The following is a 16,125-nucleotide window of genomic DNA, read 5'->3' on the forward strand; positions in this document are numbered from 1 at the left end:
GGACCGCAACCGGGGTACGGGCCGCAACACCCGGGGTACGGGCCGCAACCGGGATACGGGCCGCGACCGGCTGCCGGGCCGTGGGCCGCGCCGGCCGCGCCCCCGCCCGGCCCGTGGGGTCCGCCGGCCGGCGGCGAGGAGCCGCGGCAGCGCCTGCACCCGTTGAGCCCCGCCGTGCACGGCGCGAAGTCACTGGTCGTGGTGATCGCCGGGCTCTCCTGGTCGACGCTGTCCCGGGTCGGGTTCGGCTGGTTCGCCGCGCTCGTCGCGGTCTTCGTCCTCGGCGCCACCGTGCTGTCGGTGATCAGCTGGTGGAACACCGGCTACCACGTGGTGGGCCGGGAGCTGCGGGTGCACGAGGGGCTGCTGTGGCGGCGCACCCGGGCCATCCCGCTGGAACGGTTGCAGGCGGTCGAGGTGGTCCGACCGCTGCTGGCCCAGCTCACCGGCCTGGCGGAGCTGCGGCTGGAGGTGGTCGGCGGGGGCAAGACCGAGGCGCCGCTGGCCTATCTCAGCGTGGCCGAGGCCACCGCGCTGCGGCAGCGGCTGCTCGCCGTGGCCGGTCGCGCGCCGGCGTCCGCGCCCGCCGATCCGGCCACGCCGCCGGCGCCCGCCCCGGCCGGCCGCCGGCTGCACGCCGTGCGCAACCGGGACCTGCTGGTCAGCCAGCTGCTCACGCCGCAGGCGTTCCTGCTGCCGTTCGGTCTGGCGTTCGTGGTGGCGCAGTTCCTGTCCGAGGGTTCCTGGTCGTTCATCGCGGTGGCCAGCACGCTGACCGCGATGGCCGGTGTGCTCCTCCAGCCGATCCGCCGGGTGCTGGACGACTGGAGCTTCCGGCTGGACCGCGACGACGGCACCCTGCGGGTGCACAACGGGCTGCTGGAGACGCGGATGCAGACCGTGCCGCTGCACCGGGTGCAGACCGTCGGGGTGACCTGGCCGCTGCTCTGGCGGGTCAGGGGCTGGCTGCGGCTGCGGCTGGAGGTGGCCGGCTACTCGGCCGGTGAGCCGGACGACCGCAACCGCCCGGACCGGCTGCTCCCGGTCGGCGACACCGGCACCGGCGAGCTGGTCGTGGCGGAGGTGCTACCTGGCGTACGGCTGGGGGCGTTGCCCGCCACGCCGCCGCCCCCGCGTGCTCGCTGGCTGCGCCCGCTGAGCCGGGCGGCGGTCGGCGCCGGCCTCGACGACGAGGTCTTCGTGGCCCGCTCCGGGCTGCTGACCCGCCGGCTGACGCTGGTCCCGTACGCCCGGATCCAGAGCGTGCGGGTCACCCAGGGCCCGGCACAGCGCCGGCTACGGCTGGCCACCGTGCACGCCGACACCGCCGGCGGGGCCGGCGCGGCGGCGGTCGACCGGGACCTGACCGACGCCTGGGAGTTGGCGGCCGAGCTGACCGCGCGGGCGCGCCACGCGCGCCGGGGGGCGTAGGGGAAGGGCCTGCGTGCCGCAGTCGGTGGAGCCGGCCCCTTCTTGACCGCCCTCCAGGCGTATCGCCGGTCCGGCCGCCCGGAGGACGGTCAGCGACGTTCGGCGGGAACGGCGTCCCGGTCGGCCCCGGGTGTGGCGTCCGGGCCGGCGGCGGGCGCGGTGACGCCGGTCACGGCGGTCGGGGTCCCGTCCCGGCGGGACCGTCGGGCCCGCCACCAGCGCTCGGCCAGGCCGACGACCAGGAACGTCATCCCCACGTACGCCCAGCCGACCAGCACGTCGATCAGGTAGTGCTCGCCGCTGTACATCAGGGTGAACGTCATGGCCAGCGGGTACGCCAGCATCAGCGGCCACCACCGCTTGCGCACCGAGCGCAGGAAGAACAGCACCACGAACAGCGCGAACGCGGTGTGCAGCGACGGCATGGCGGCCACCGGGTTGGAGGCGATCTGCCCGGCGTTGAGCAGGTTGCCCGCGCCGTGCATGCCGATCTCCTTCCACCCCCGGGTGGAGATCCGCGCCACCTCGGTGAGCAGCCCGTTCTGCGCCGCCCACCACGGCGGCGCGGCCGGGTAGGCGAAGTAGGTGACCAGGCCGGCCGCGCAGAGGAAACCCCACCGCGACATGTACGCGATCCAGCGCCCCCGGTTGCGCATCCACAGCACGGCGGCCGCGGCGAGCGTCGCCACGAAGTGGGAGAAGTAGATCCAGCTCACCAGCACGTCCCACCAGCGAACCTGGTCCGGGTCGTAGAGGTGCTGCTGGAGCCAGATCGTCGGCACCTCGCCGCCGGTGAACCACCCGGTCAGGAACCGGTCGGCGACGATCAGCTCCATGGCGTGCGGCGTGGCGCCGTTGTCGGCGAACCCGCGGGACAGGTTGTACGCGGCGAGCAGCAGTACCACCGGGATCCAGTCCCGGGCGAAGCGCAGGTGGCTGCGCCACGGCCGGGCCGAGTTCCAGGCGACCGTGCCGGCCCAGATCCACAGGAACGCGTACGCCGGGTCGGTGGGCAGGCCGATGGCGAGCCACGCGGCCACGAAGGCGATGCCCCAGACGGTCATCGCGATCACACGGCGACGCCCGCCGTCAGGGGACGCGGTCGGTCCGGCGGGGGCGGGGGGCGGGGGATCTGTCAGCACGGCCATCGCGGACAAGGTTAACGGCGGGCGACCGGCGGACCGACGCCGACCGTCGGGGGGCCGGCCCGGAGCGGGGTCGGCGGGGGCCCCGGACGCCGGACGGTCCGCCGTCGGCTGCACTAGGCTCGGCCGCATGCAGGAGCAGCCGGAGTCGCCGTTCGCGCCGGGCCTGACCGCCCGCGTCGAGCTGACCGTGACCGACGCCGACACCGCCCGGGCGCTCGGCTCGGGGGACGTGCCGGTGCTCGGTACCCCCCGGGTGCTGGCGCTGGCCGAGGCGGCCACGGTGGCGGCCCTGGCGCCCCGGATGCCGGCCGGGTCCACCACCGTCGGAGTCCGGGTCGAGCTGGAGCACCGCGCGGCCACCCCGGTCGGGCGGTCCGTGTCCGCCCACGCCGAGCTGGTCAAGGTCGACGGTCGCCGGCTGGTCTTCGAGGTGACCGTGACCGACGGCCACACGGTCGCCGCGCAGGGGCGCGTCGAGCGGGCGCTGGTCGACCGGCAGCGCTTCGTCGAGCGGGCCGTCGGCGCGTCATGACCGCACGCTTCGAGGAGATCGCCGCCGGCGTGCACCTGCTGCGCGAGCCGCTGCTGCGGGTCAACGTGGTGCTGGTGGTGGGCGACGGCGCCGCGCTGCTGGTGGACACGCTCTCCACCACCGGGCAGGCCCGCGAGCTGGCCACGGCCGCCCGGGCGGTGACCCCGCACCCGTGGACGATCGTCAACACCCACCACCACTTCGACCACTGCTTCGGCAACGTCACGCTGGCCGCCGAGCCGGGCACCGAGGTGTACGCGCACGCCCAGGCGGTGGCGGTGCTGCGGGACCACCCCGACGCGCTGCGCCGGGCGGCGTACGAGGAGATGCGGGCCGAGCAGCCGGCACTCGCCGACGAGCTGGCGCGCACCGAGCTGGCGACGCCGACGCACGCGGTGCACGAGCAGACCGTGCTGGACGTGGGCGGGCGGCGGGTGCTGCTGCGCCACCCCGGGCACGGGCACACCGACGCCGACCTGGTGGTGCACGTGTCGGACGCGGACGTCCTGGTGGCCGGTGACCTGGTGGAGCAGAGCGGGCCGCCGGCGTTCGAGGAGTCGTACCCGTTGCAGTGGCCGGACGCGGTGGCCGACCTGCTGCGGCTGACCACGCCGGCCACGGTGGTGGTGCCGGGCCACGGTGAGCCGGTCGACGCGGACTTCGTCCGCGAGCAGCACGCCCGGCTCGCGCGGCAGGCGTGGCTGATCCGGGCCGGGCACACCGGCAGCGCCCCGCCGGAGCGGGTGGCGGCCGAGTCGCCGTTCGGGGCCCGGCCCGGCCTGATCGCGGCCCGCCGCGGTTACGCCGAACTCGACGGCACCGCCTGAGCGCGCGGCCGGCGCGGCGGCGGTCGGCGCGGCAGCGGTCGGCGCGGCAGCGGTCGATGCGGCGGCGGTGATCGCGCCTCAGGGGCGGTTGCGCAGGGCGGTGAGCAGCGCGTCGAGGTGCGGGGCGGCGGCCAGGACGGCCGAGCGGGCCGCGGGATCCACCTCGGCGAGGGACTCGGTCAGCAGCGCGGCGCGGTGGACCTCGTAGTCGGCCATCCGCCGGCGGGCCGCCTCGGTGACGTGCAGGCGGACCACCCGGCGGTCGGCGGGGTCGCGCTCGCGGGCCAGCAGCCCGGCGTCGGTGAGGTCGCGCACCAGCGTGCTGACCGTGTTCGGCGCGGTGCCGAGCCGGCGGGCCACCTCCTTGCCGCTGATGCCCGGGGCGGCCCGCACCAGCAGGAGCAGCTCCACCTGGGCCTCGGGCAGTGGCTCCCGGGCGGCGCGGGCGACGGTCCGGCGGCGCAGCAGCCGGTGCAGCTCCCCGAGCACGGCGCCGAAGCGCGCGATCTCCTCGTCGGTCGCCACGGAGTCACCTGCTTCACATCGCAATAGTTCTGACTACAGAGATAAGGTTACCCGGAACGCACCAGATCCAGGGGGAACCTTCGTGAGCCAGACCGTGCGGGCCGCCGCGCGCCCGACCGTCGACCGGCCCGCCGCGGCAGGCGGCGGCATCACCCTGCTGGTGCTGCTCGGCACGCTCACCGCGATCGGTCCGCTCTCGCTGGACATGTACCTGCCGGCGTTCCCGGCGATGACCCGCGAGCTCGGCGCCGACCAGGCCGGCATCCAGCTCTCCCTGACCACCTGCCTGGTCGGCCTGGCGCTGGGCCAACTGGTCACCGGCCCGCTCAGCGACCGCTGGGGACGGCGCCGTCCCGTGCTGGTCGGCGTGGTCGCGTACGCCGTGCTCGCGCTGGCCTGCGCCGCGGCGCCGAACGCTCCCCTGCTGGCCGCCGCGCGGTTCGTCCAGGGCGTGGCCGGCGGCATGGGCGTGGTGGTCGCCCGCGCGGTGGTCCGGGACCTCTACTCCGGTCGGGACGCCGCGAAGTACTTCTCCCGACTCACCCTGGTCTTCGGCGTGGCGCCGGTGGCCGCGCCCAGCGTGGGCAGCCTGGTGCTCCGGTTCGGCTCCTGGCGGGCCGTCTTCGTCGCCCTGGCCGTGATCGGCGCGTTGCTCGCCGTCGCGGTGGCGCTGCGCCTGCCGGAGACCCTGCCGGTGCAGCGCCGCAGCACCGGCGGCCTGGGCGCCACCGCCCGCACCATGCGGTCGCTGGCCGCCGACCGGGTCTACCTCGGGTACGCGCTGACCCAGGGCTTCGCGTTCGCCGGGCTGTTCGCGTACATCTCGGGGTCGTCGTTCGTGTTCCAGGACGTCTTCGGCGTCTCCGCCACGGTGTTCAGCGTGATCTTCGGGGTGAACGCGCTCGCCCTGGTCGCCACCGGGCAGCTCAACGCCCGGCTGCTCGACCGGTTCAGTCCACGCCGGCTGCTGGTCACCACGCTGGTGGTCGGCCTGGTCACGGCGGCGGGCGTGCTGACCGGCGCGCTCGCCGGCAGCCTGGCGGTGACGGCGGTGGCGCTGTTCGCCTTCGTCGGCTCGCTGGGCATGGTGATGCCGAACAGCACCGCGCTGGCGCTGGACGCGCACGCCCGCCACGCCGGGACCGCCGCCGCGCTGATGGGTGGCGTCCAGTCGGTGGTCGGCGCGCTCGCCGCACCCCTGGTCGGCCTCGGCGGCGAGGGCAGCGCCCTCCCCATGGCCACCGTCCTGGCCGGCGCCGCCACCCTCTCCCTGACGGCCGTCCTCACCCTCACCCGCCCCCGCTGACCTCCGCCGCCCGAGGGCCGGTGTGTTAACAGGGGGCCCTTCCTATACCGGAGGCGTTAAGAAGGGGCCCCTCCTTTCACGCGAAGCGAAGCGGGCGGTGACGGCGCTACGGGTGGGCATGGCGGTGGCGCCGCCCGGCGACTCGCACACCAGCCCGGCCACCCGTAGCGCGAACGCCACCCGCTCCCGCCAGCCGAGCGCGTCGGGCGGCTCACCGGCGGCGAGCAGCTCGGCCACCAGCGCGCCCATCACCGAGTCGCCGGCGCCGGTGGCGTCCACCGCCTCGACCTTCGGGGCGGGCACGCGTACCACGTCGTCGGCGGCGGCGACGAGGGCGCCGTCCGCGCCGAGCGTAACCACGACGGTGGTCGCGCCCAGTTCCCGCAGGTACGCCGCGACGCCCGCGACCGGCTCGTGCGGGTAGAGCACCCGGGCATCGGCGCTGCTGAGCTTGACCAGGTGCGCCCCGGCGGCGAACTCCGCGACCACCCCGCGCAGCCGGTCCAGCGCGTCGGGCGCGGTGAGCAGGCTGGGGCGGACGTTCGGGTCGAACACCCGCAGGCCGCCCGCGACCGCCCAGGCGCGGCGGGCGGCGGCCAGCACCGGCGGGTCGAGCAGCACGATCGAGCCGCAGTAGAGCACGTCGGCGCCCTCGACCAGCGCCACGTCCAGGTCGTCCGGGCCGAGCAGGGCGTACGAGCGGGGCTCGCCGTAGAAGCGGAACTCCGGCTCCGGCCCGGCGAAGGTGGCCACCGCCAGCGCGGTCGGGGCGGGCACGGTCACCGCGCCGGCCACGCCCACGCCGGCCCCGGTGAGGAAGGCCCGGATCCGTCCGGCCAGCGCGTCGTCGCCGAGCGAGCCGACGAACTGCACGTCCCCGCCGAGCCGGGCGACCGCCACCGCCACGTTGAGCGGCCCGCCGCCGACCGCCTGCCGGTAGACGGGTTCCCCGTCGTGCTCGGCGTCGAGCAGGTCGACAAGCGCCTCGCCGAGCACCACCGCGTACCCCATCCTGGCTCCTCTCCTCGTCCTCCCCCGATCCTGGCGCATGCCGGGATCCGGCGCGACGGGACCCGGGCATCGACCAGCGGCTATTGCGCGCGGCGGCCGGACGTGATGGGATGGCGCTGCCGGGAGGGCGCGGTGGGCTGCCGCGCCGCCGGGTCGAGCCGACGCGAGGGCACCCACGGTCCGTGGCACGGACCGCAGGCGGTGCGCGTCCCCCGACGGTTCCGGCCGCACGCCGACCGCCGGGCGCGGGCACCGCGATCGTCGCATCCGCTCGTCGCAGCGGGGCGGGCCGAGAGCAGGTCGCGCTCCGCCAGTCAGGAGATCCCCGTGCACCGATCCCGTACGGCCGCGCTGGTCACCGCGGCCCTCACCCTGGCCCTGGGCGCGTTCGCCCTGGCCTCCCACTCCGATCCGGCCGCCGCGCACGGCGCGGCCATGACGCCGGGCGCCCGGACCTACCTGTGCTGGAAGGACGGCCTCTCCGGCACCGGTGAGATCCGCCCGAACAACCCCGCCTGCTCCGCCGCGGTCGCCGCGAACGGGGCGAACTCGCTCTACAACTGGTTCAGCGTGCTGCGCTCGGACGCGGGCGGACGCACCGTCGGGTTCATCCCCGACGGCAAGCTGTGCAGCGGTGGGAACCCCAACTTCAGCGGCTACGACGCGGCGCGCAACGACTGGCCGATCACGCACCTGACGGCCGGGCGGTCGATGGAGTTCCGCTACAGCAACTGGGCCCACCACCCGGGCACGTTCTACTTCTACGTCACCAAGGACAGCTGGAGCCCGACCCGCCCGCTGGCCTGGAGCGACCTGGAGGAGCAGCCGTTCCTGCAGGTGACCAACCCGCCGCAGCGCGGCGCGGTCGGCACCAACGACGGGCACTACTACTTCACCGGGAACCTGCCGACCAACAAGAGCGGCCGGCACATCATCTACTCACGCTGGGTCCGCTCGGACAGCCAGGAGAACTTCTTCGGCTGCTCCGACGTGACGTTCGACGGCGGCAACGGCGAGGTGACCGGGATCGGTTCGGGCGGCGGCACGCCGACGCCCACGCCGACCACCCCGACGCCGACCCCCACCACCCCGACGCCCACGCCCACCACGCCGACGCCCACGCCCACCTCGACGCCGACCATGCCGGCGGGCACCTGCATGGCGGTGTACAAGGTGGTCAGCGCCTGGCAGGGCGGCTTCCAGGGCGAGGTCATGATCATGAACCACAGCACCCGGACGTACGCCGGGTGGACCGCGAACTGGACCTGGCCGAGCGGCCAGACCATCAACCAGGTCTGGAACGGCACGTTGAGCGGCAGCGGGGCGTCGGTGACTGTCACCAACGCCGCCTACAACGGCAGCGTCCCACCGGAGGGCACCACCACGTTCGGCTTCACCGCGAACACCTCCGGCACCAACACCCTGCCGACGGTCACCTGCACCGGTCGGTGACCCCGCACTGAGAAGGGCCCCCGGGGGAACACCCCGGGGGCCCTTCACCGCGTACGGGTCAGCGCACCATGCTGCCGACGACCGGCTTGGTCAGCAGCGCGGACTGGTTGCGCTGGATGCCCGGGTCGAGCGTCTTCGCCACGAAGATCGCGTGCCAGATGCAGAAGATCAGCACGGTCCACACCTTGCGGGAGTGGTCGGCCTCCTCCCGCTTGTGCTCGTCCAGCAGCCGCAGCGCGTACGACAGGTCGACCAGGTCGCCCGCGCCGGAGGTGGACAGCACGTGCCGGGCCCACTCGTACATCTCGCCGCGCAGCCACACCCGGGTCGGGGTGGGGAAGCCCAGCTTCTTGCGGTTGACGATGGCCGGCGGCACCACGCCCTGCAGCGCCTGGCGCATCGCGTACTTGGTGGCCTCGGAGCGGGGCGGCAGCTTCAGGTCGACCGGGATGCCGGCGGCGACGTTGAACACCTCCCGGTCCAGGAACGGCACCCGGACCTCCAGCGAGTGCGCCATCGAGATCCGGTCGGCCTTGACCAGGATGTCGCCGCGCAACCAGGTGTAGAGGTCGACGTACTGCATCTTGGTGACGTCGTCCAGCTCGGTGCACTCGGCGTAGATCGGCGCGGTGACGTCGGTGTAGCGCACCGAGGGGTCGTAGCGACGCAGCAGGTGCTGCTTCTCCTCCTCGGTGAACATCCGCGCGTTGCCGTAGTAGCGCTGCTCGATCGGGGTGGTGCCGCGCTCCAGGAAGCTCTTGCCCTTGACCCCCTGCGGGATGGCCTTGGAGACCGCCCGCAGCCCCTTCTGCACGCCGTCCGGCAGGCCGTTGACGGAGCTGAGCGAGAGCGGTTCGCGGTAGATCGTGTAGCCGCCGAAGAACTCGTCCGCGCCCTCGCCGGAGAGCACCACGGTGACGTGCTCGGCGGCCTTCTTCGCCACGAAGTAGAGCGGCACCAGGGCCGGGTCGGCGACCGGGTCGTCCAGGTGCCAGACGATCTTCGGCAGCGCGTCGATCATGTCCTGCGGCCCGATCTTGGTCGGGATGGTGGTCACGTCGAGGTGCCGGGCCGAGTCCTGGGCCACGTCGATCTCGGAGTAGCCGGGCACGTCGTAGCCGACGGTGAAGGTGAGGATGTTCGGGTTGAACTCGCGGGCCAGCGCCACCACCGCGGTCGAGTCGATGCCGCTGGACAGGAACGAACCGACCGGCACGTCCGAGCGCATGTGCATCCGGACGCTCTCGCGCAGCGTCTCCCGGATCTCGTGGTAGAGCTTCTGCTCGTCGGAGACGGGCGCCGGGCGGAACACCGGCCGGTACCAGCGGCGCACCTCGATCCGGCCGCCCGGGGTCCAGGTGAGGTACTCCCCCGAACCGATCCGGCTGATCCCCTTGTGCAGCGTGCCCGGCTCCGGGACGTACTGCAGGGTCAGGTAGTGGCTCAGGTTGGCGGTGTCGATGCCGGCGTCGCCCTGGTAGGCGGAGTGCGCGAACGGCAGCAGCGCCTTCTTCTCCGAGGCCAGGTAGAGGCCGTCCTGAGTCTCCAGGTAGTGCAGCGGCTTGATGCCGAAGTAGTCCCGGGCGCCGAAGGCCCGCCGCTCCTGCCGGTCCCAGATCACGAACGCGAACATGCCGCGCAGCTTGGTGAGCACCTGCTCACCCCAGTAGTGGTAGCCGGCGACGATCACCTCGCCGTCGCCGTTGGTGGCGAACTGGGCCCCGTAGTCGCGGATCAACTCGTCCCGCAGCTCGATGTAGTTGTAGATCTCGCCGTTGAAGGTGAGCAGGTAGCGGCCGCCCGCGTAGGGCAGGGGCTCGTGGCTGAGCGCCACGTCGATGATGGCCAGGCGCTTGTGCGCGAACACGCCGTCCGCGTACCGGCCGGAGGCGTCGCCGACCACCTCGACCCCGGTCTCGTCCGGGCCACGGTGGTGCAGGCACTCCAGTGCGCCGGCGATGTGGTCGCGGTGGGCGGCGGCGTCGCCGCGCGCGCTGAAGAAGGCCAGGAGTCCGCACATGGGGGCCATCTTTCCACGCGCCGGAAGCCACCGTCGCGGCACCGCAGGCACCTCCCGCTCCCGTGCGCGCGGTACCGTCTGGACCAGCGACGAGGCTCAGGGAGGGCGGATCATGGCCGAGGAGCGGACGCAGCAGGGCAAGCCGGCGGACGGCACGGAGTCGCACGACCCGGACTTCCCGGAGGCGTTCCTGTCCTTCATGCGGCAGGGCTGGCGGGACACCGAGCTGTCGGTCACCCCGAGGCCCGAGGTGCCCAACCACGCCAAGCGGCGGGCCGCGCTGGCTGATGCCTTCCCGGGCGAGACGCTGGTCATCCCCACCGGCACCGAGAAGGTACGCGCCAACGACACCGACCACCGGTTCCGGCCGGGCAGCGACTTCGCCTACCTGACCGGCGACCTGGAGCCCGACAGCGTCCTCGTGCTGCGGCCGGGCGGCGAGGCGACGCTGTTCATGCGGCCCCGCTCGTCCCGGGCGACCGACGAGTTCTTCCGCAGCCGGCACGGCGAGCTGTGGGTGGGCCGGCGGCCGACGCTGCGGGAGAAGTCGACCGAGCTGGGCCTGCCGACGGCCGACCTGAGCGAGCTGGACGCGGCGCTGGCCGACCTGGCCCCGGGGCGGACCCGGGTGTTGCGCGGCTTCGACGCCCGGGTGGACGCCGCGGTGCGCCGGTACGACGGGCCGCGCGCCGAGGGCCAGCCGGGCCGCGACCGGGAGCTGGCCATCGCCATCTCGGAGCTGAAGCTGGTCAAGGACGAGTGGGAGATCGCGCAGCTCCAGGAGGCGTGCGACGCCACCGTGCGGGGCTTCGAGGACGTGGCCCGCGCGCTGCCGGCCGACCGGGCGGTCTCCGAGCGGCTGCTGGAGGGCGTCTTCGCCCTGCGCGCCCGGCACGACGGCAACGACGTGGGCTACGGCTCGATCGTCGGGGCGGGCGAGCACGCCACGATCCTGCACTGGGTGCACAACCACGGCGCCACCCGTCCGGGTGACCTGCTGCTGATGGACATGGGCGTGGAGAACCGCAACCTCTACACCGCCGACGTGACCCGGGTGCTGCCGGTCGACGGCCGGTTCACCCCGTTGCAGCGCCAGGTCTACGACGCCGTGTACGCCGCCCAGCAGGCCGGCATCGACATGTGCAAGCCGGGGGTGGGCTTCCGCGACGTGCACCTGGCCTCGATGCGGGTGCTGGCCGAGGCGCTGAAGGACCTCGACCTGCTGCCGGTGAGCGTGGACGAGGCGATGGACCCGGCCTCCACGGTCTACCGCCGGTGGACGCTGCACGGCACCAGCCACATGCTCGGCATCGACGTGCACGACTGCGCCAACGCGCGCAAGGAGACCTACCGCGACGGCCCGCTCGGCGAGGGCTACGTGCTCACCGTCGAGCCGGGGCTCTACTTCCAGCCGGAGGACGAGCTGGTCCCCGAGGAGCTGCGGGGCATCGGCGTGCGGATCGAGGACGACATCCTGGTCACCGCCGACGGTCCGGTGAACCTCTCGGCCGGGCTGCCGCGCCGCTCGGACGAGGTGGAGACTTGGCTGGCCGAGCAGCGTGAGGCAGGACCCCGCCTGCCCGGCTGAGCCTCCGGGCCGCGTTCCACTGCGGGCCCCACCACCGCAGGACGGTGGTGGGGCCCGCCTTTTGCGCCTTCAAGGTCCGAATGCGGGCTTTTTTCGGATACGTCTTCCTCGCGAGGAACCTTCTCATACGGTGTCGAACAGAGGCTACAACCGGTTTGTAGCTGGTCGCCCGGCCTGGGGCGGTGCGACCCGTTTGGGAAGAACCGAAAGGGCGGAAGGCTCTCATGTCCAACGACGTAACGACACCCGACGGCGGGGCCCCGATGGGCACCCCGCCGACGAGCAGGCGGCGGGCGCTCTGGGTCGCCACCGGCGTGGCCGGGCTGACCGGCGTCGTCGGTCTGGCGGCGCTGGGTGGCCTCGCCGCTCGGGACGACAAGTCCGGCGGCACGGAGCCGGTGGCGGACAACCACGCCGCGGCGCCGCAGCACTCCGACAAGGACTCCCGCGAGGAAGGCAAGGGCGACGAGCACGGCAAGGACCGTGGCCAGGAAGGCCGCGAGTGGGGCGAGTGGGGTGACAAGGGCGACCACGGCAAGGTCCGTGACGTGCCCTGCGACGACGACGCCCTGGTCGACGCCCTCGACCTGACCAACCGGGACCACGGCGGCACCCTGAAGCTGGCCGAGAACTGCACCTACGAGGTCGGCGTCAAGGACCGCAAGTTCGGCGCCGCCCTGCCCGAGATCAAACAGGACGTCACCATCAAGGGCAACGGCTCCACCATCAAGCGCGACGCCGAGGACACCTTCCGGATCTTCCGCGTCGTCGACGGCGGCGCCCTGACCCTCAAGGACCTCACCGTCAAGGGCGGCAACGCCAACGAGTTCAAGTACGGCGGCGGCGGGCAGCCGCCGGCCCCGGCCAACGGTGCCCCGGTCGACGGGGCGGCGCTCACGCCGATGGCGTCAGGCCCGATGGGTGGGGACGAGAAGCGGGGCGAGGGTGACGGCGGCGCGCTGCTGGTCGAGCGCGGCGGCAAGGCCCACCTGTCCCACGTCAAGCTCACCCACAACAACGCCGAGGGCAACGGCGGCGCGATCGCCAACTACGGCCGCGTCTGGGTCGAGGACAGCAAGGTCTACGACAACCACGCCCAGGGCGACGGCGGCGGCATCTTCAACCAGGGCGTACTCAAGGTCGAAGAGTCCCACGTCGACGACAACACCGCCGGCGGCAACGGCGGCGGCATCGCCAACGGCAACGGCGAGCAGCACGGCGGGCACGGTCCGGCCGACCTCGCCGGCGCCGAGGTGGAGAAGGACGCCAAGGGCGGCCACGACAAGTACCACGCCGGCACGGTCGAGATCATCGGGGCGCACGAGGGCAAGGACGCCTCCCTGAGCACGCTGAGCCACAACCGGGCCGGCAGGAACGGCGGCGGCCTGTTCAGCAGCGGCGGCTTCGTCACGGTCTCCTTCACCGCGATCGGCGGCAACACCGCCTGCGGGAACGGCGGTGGCGTCTACGCCGAGAACACCGACCTCGACCTCGACAAGGTCCACGTCGCCGGGAACCACGCCGACGGCAACGGCGGCGGCGTGGTCGTCACCGGCGGCACGCACTGGGCCGGGAAGGACCACGGCGCGGCGGGGGCCACCATCTCGGACAGCGTCATCGTCGACAACACCGCCAACCGCTTCGGCGGCGGCATCTTCAACGGCGAGTGGCTCGTCAAGATCGAGGACGGCTTCCTCACCCGCGAGCACGACGAGGACGACAACGCCACCCTCACCATCCGCGACACCCTGGTCAAGGGCAACACCGCCCTCAACGGCGGCGGCATCTTCAACAACAAGGCGAAGATCACCCTCACCAAGACCCACGTCACCAAGAACACCGCCACCGACTCCAGCAAGCTGCACCGCGTCGCCGGCGGCGTCCTCAACAACGAAGGACACGTCAAGCTCGACGACGAGTCCCTCATCAGCAACAACGACCCCACCAACTGCGCCAACACCGTCGAGGACTGCTTCAACTGAACCACCACATAACCGCCGGAGCCCTCCTCCCGCCACCGCGGCGGGAGGAGGGCTCCGGACCCGGCATCGCTGTCGCGGTTCCTGCCCGCCGCCCGCCGCTCGCCTCCCGACCGACCGTCGCCACCTCCCGCACCGCCCGTCCCGGCACGGTGTCCCCGACCGGGGCCTCCCGTCCCTGCTGCGCCACCCCGACCCACCCGCACCCTTATGCGGGTTTTTTTCGTATATGGCCACGAGGCGAAGAAGGCTCTCATACGGTCGTGTTCAGCAGCTACAACCGATTTGTAGCGAAGGCCGCCTCGCTGTGGCGAAGCGACCTTGTCAGGTACAAGGAGAGGGCAGAGAGCTCCGATGTCCAACTACCTTCGCAATAACGATGACGCCACCCGCGAGACCGTTTCCCCGCTCCGGCGCCGCCGGCTCTGGCTCGCCACCGGCGTCGTGGGCCTGACCGGAGCGGTCAGCCTCGCCGGCGTGGCCTACGCGACGACCGGGGTCACCGGTCCGCACCGGCTCGCCGACGTGAAGTGGTCGACCGCGCAGCAGCTCAGCGACGACGCCCACGGCGACGACGAGGGCGGGTACGGCGAGGACGAGTACGGCCGGGACGAGCACGGCAAGGACGGCAAGGACCGTGGCCAGGAAGGCCGCGCCAAGGGCGAGTGGGGCGAGTGGGGCGACAAGGGCGACCACGGCAAGGTCCGTGACGTGCCCTGCGACGACGACGCCCTGGTCGACGCCCTCGACCTGACCAACCGGGACCACGGCGGCACCCTGAAGCTGGCCGAGAACTGCACCTACGAGGTCGGCGTCAAGGACCGCAAGTTCGGCGCCGCCCTGCCCGAGATCAAGCAGGACGTCACCATCAAGGGCAACGGCTCCACCATCAAGCGCGACGCCGAGGACACCTTCCGGATCTTCCGCGTCGTCGACGGCGGCGCCCTGACCCTCAAGGACCTCACCGTCAAGGGCGGCAACGCCAACGAGTTCAAGTACGGCGGCGGCGGGCAGCCGCCGGCCCCGGCCAACGGTGCCCCGGTCGACGGGGCGGCGCTCACGCCGGCCCAGCCGGCCGCCCCGGCCGCCCCGGCGGTCGCGGGGGCTCAGGGCGCCGCCGCCGCGCAGGCCGCCACGGCGCCGGCGCAGGCCGCTCCGATGGCGGCGGCCGCTCCGGTGGTCGCAGCCGCTCCGGTGGCCGTGGCCGCTCCGGTCGCGGACGCGCCGGGCAAGGACGAGAAGCGGGGCGAGGGTGACGGCGGCGCGCTGCTGGTCGAGCGCGGCGGCAAGGCCCACCTGTCCCACGTCAAGCTCACCCACAACAACGCCGAGGGCAACGGCGGCGCGATCGCCAACTACGGCCGCGTCTGGGTCGAGGACAGCAAGGTCTACGACAACCACGCCCAGGGCGACGGCGGCGGCATCTTCAACCAGGGCGTACTCAAGGTCGAAGAGTCCCACGTCGACGACAACACCGCCGGCGGCAACGGCGGCGGCATCGCCAACGGCAACGGCCTGTCCGGCAAGCACGACGCCGAAGCCTCGGCGCTCAAGGGCTACGACCCGAAGGGCAAGCACGACGAGGCCGGCACGGTCGAGATCATCGGCTCCGACCACGGCAAGGACGGCGTCAAGTCCACCCTGTCGCACAACCGCGCCGGGAAGAACGGCGGCGGCCTGTTCAGCAGCGGCGGCACCGTCACCGTCTCCTTCACCGCGATCACCGACAACACCGCCTGCGAGAACGGCGGTGGCGTCTACGCCGAGAACACCGACCTCGACCTCGACAAGGTCCACGTCGCCAAGAACCACGCCGACGGCAACGGCGGCGGCGTGGTGGTCACCGGTGGCAAGCACTGGGGCTACCCCAACAACAAGGACGAGGCCAGCGCCACCATCTCGGACAGCGTCATCGTCGACAACACCGCCAACCGCTTCGGCGGCGGCATCTTCAACGGCGAGTGGCTCGTCAAGATCGAGGACGGCTTCCTCACCCGCGAGCACGACGAGGACGACAACGCCACCCTCACCATCCGCGACACCCTGGTCAAGGGCAACACCGCCCTCAACGGCGGCGGCATCTTCAACAACAAGGCGAAGATCACCCTCACCAAGACCCACGTCACCAAGAACACCGCCACCGACTCCAGCAAGCTGCACCGCGTCGCCGGCGGCGTCCTCAACAACGAAGGACACGTCAAGCTCGACGACGAGTCCCTCATCAGCAACAACGACCCCACCAACTGCGCCAACACCGTCGAGGACTGCTTCAACTGACCTGACGGTCCCGGGGTACGGACCGGCCC

12 protein-coding genes are annotated in these 16,125 nt (G+C 73.0%); 8 read left to right on the plus strand and 4 right to left on the minus strand.

What is annotated here, in order from left to right; all coding sequences use genetic code 11:
* The first annotated feature begins 153 nt into the window (after window positions 1–153).
* Window positions 154–1,431, plus strand: coding sequence for a PH domain-containing protein (locus tag COO58_RS28290; protein ID WP_091577250.1), 1,278 nt, complete (start codon window positions 154–156; stop codon window positions 1,429–1,431).
* Between the two features lie 89 nt (window positions 1,432–1,520).
* On the opposite strand, the gene COO58_RS28295 is transcribed toward COO58_RS28290, so the two are convergent.
* Window positions 1,521–2,579, minus strand: a complete 1,059-nt coding sequence (locus COO58_RS28295) for a phosphatase PAP2 family protein (protein ID WP_098747966.1) — start codon at window positions 2,577–2,579, stop codon at window positions 1,521–1,523.
* A gap of 127 nt (window positions 2,580–2,706) precedes the next feature.
* On the opposite strand from COO58_RS28295, the gene COO58_RS28300 reads away from it, so the two are divergent.
* The gene (locus COO58_RS28300; protein ID WP_098747968.1) at window positions 2,707–3,111 is read left to right on the plus strand and encodes a thioesterase family protein; all 405 of its coding nucleotides are present in this window, start codon (window positions 2,707–2,709) and stop codon (window positions 3,109–3,111) included.
* On the plus strand, window positions 3,108–3,938 hold the full coding sequence (locus COO58_RS28305) for an MBL fold metallo-hydrolase (protein WP_098747970.1): 831 nt from the start codon (window positions 3,108–3,110) through the stop codon (window positions 3,936–3,938). The genes COO58_RS28300 and COO58_RS28305 overlap by 4 nt, the downstream gene beginning before the upstream one ends.
* 78 nt (window positions 3,939–4,016) lie before the next feature.
* Here the strand turns inward: COO58_RS28305 and COO58_RS28310 are convergent, their stop codons facing one another.
* Window positions 4,017–4,463: a MarR family winged helix-turn-helix transcriptional regulator gene (locus tag COO58_RS28310; protein ID WP_098747972.1), complete on the minus strand. Its 447-nt coding sequence runs from the start codon at window positions 4,461–4,463 to the stop codon at window positions 4,017–4,019.
* Window positions 4,464–4,545: 82 nt separating this feature from the next.
* Here COO58_RS28310 and COO58_RS28315 point away from each other — a divergent pair, with 82 nt between their 5' ends.
* The gene (locus COO58_RS28315) at window positions 4,546–5,769 is read left to right on the plus strand and encodes a multidrug effflux MFS transporter (RefSeq protein ID WP_091573464.1); all 1,224 of its coding nucleotides are present in this window, start codon (window positions 4,546–4,548) and stop codon (window positions 5,767–5,769) included.
* 42 nt (window positions 5,770–5,811) lie between these two features.
* Here COO58_RS28315 and COO58_RS28320 read toward each other — a convergent pair whose 3' ends face one another.
* Window positions 5,812–6,780, minus strand: a complete 969-nt coding sequence (locus COO58_RS28320; RefSeq protein WP_098747973.1) for a carbohydrate kinase — start codon at window positions 6,778–6,780, stop codon at window positions 5,812–5,814.
* 327 nt (window positions 6,781–7,107) lie between these two features.
* Between COO58_RS28320 and COO58_RS28325 the strand changes: the two genes are divergently transcribed.
* Window positions 7,108–8,232 (plus strand): lytic polysaccharide monooxygenase, encoded by a 1,125-nt coding sequence (locus COO58_RS28325; RefSeq protein WP_091573462.1) that lies wholly within the window; start codon window positions 7,108–7,110, stop codon window positions 8,230–8,232.
* A gap of 58 nt (window positions 8,233–8,290) precedes the next feature.
* Here the strand turns inward: COO58_RS28325 and asnB are convergent, their stop codons facing one another.
* Complete coding sequence (gene asnB, locus COO58_RS28330; protein ID WP_091573461.1) at window positions 8,291–10,252, minus strand: asparagine synthase (glutamine-hydrolyzing); 1,962 nt, start codon at window positions 10,250–10,252, stop codon at window positions 8,291–8,293.
* Between the two features lie 112 nt (window positions 10,253–10,364).
* On the opposite strand from asnB, the gene COO58_RS28335 reads away from it, so the two are divergent.
* From COO58_RS28335 to COO58_RS28345, 3 genes are all read left to right on the plus strand, one after another.
* The gene (locus COO58_RS28335; RefSeq protein WP_098747975.1) at window positions 10,365–11,840 is read left to right on the plus strand and encodes an aminopeptidase P family protein; all 1,476 of its coding nucleotides are present in this window, start codon (window positions 10,365–10,367) and stop codon (window positions 11,838–11,840) included.
* 224 nt (window positions 11,841–12,064) lie between these two features.
* Window positions 12,065–13,822, plus strand: coding sequence for a hypothetical protein (locus tag COO58_RS28340; protein ID WP_098747977.1), 1,758 nt, complete (start codon window positions 12,065–12,067; stop codon window positions 13,820–13,822).
* Between the two features lie 351 nt (window positions 13,823–14,173).
* Window positions 14,174–16,096 carry a hypothetical protein gene (locus COO58_RS28345; protein ID WP_098747978.1) on the plus strand — a complete coding sequence of 641 codons (1,923 nt, stop codon included), beginning with the start codon at window positions 14,174–14,176 and terminating at the stop codon, window positions 16,094–16,096.
* Window positions 16,097–16,125 lie beyond the last annotated feature (29 nt).

This window comes from Micromonospora sp. WMMA1996 (assembly GCF_002573675.1).
GTDB classification, from domain to species: Bacteria; Actinomycetota; Actinomycetes; order Mycobacteriales; family Micromonosporaceae; genus Micromonospora; species Micromonospora sediminicola.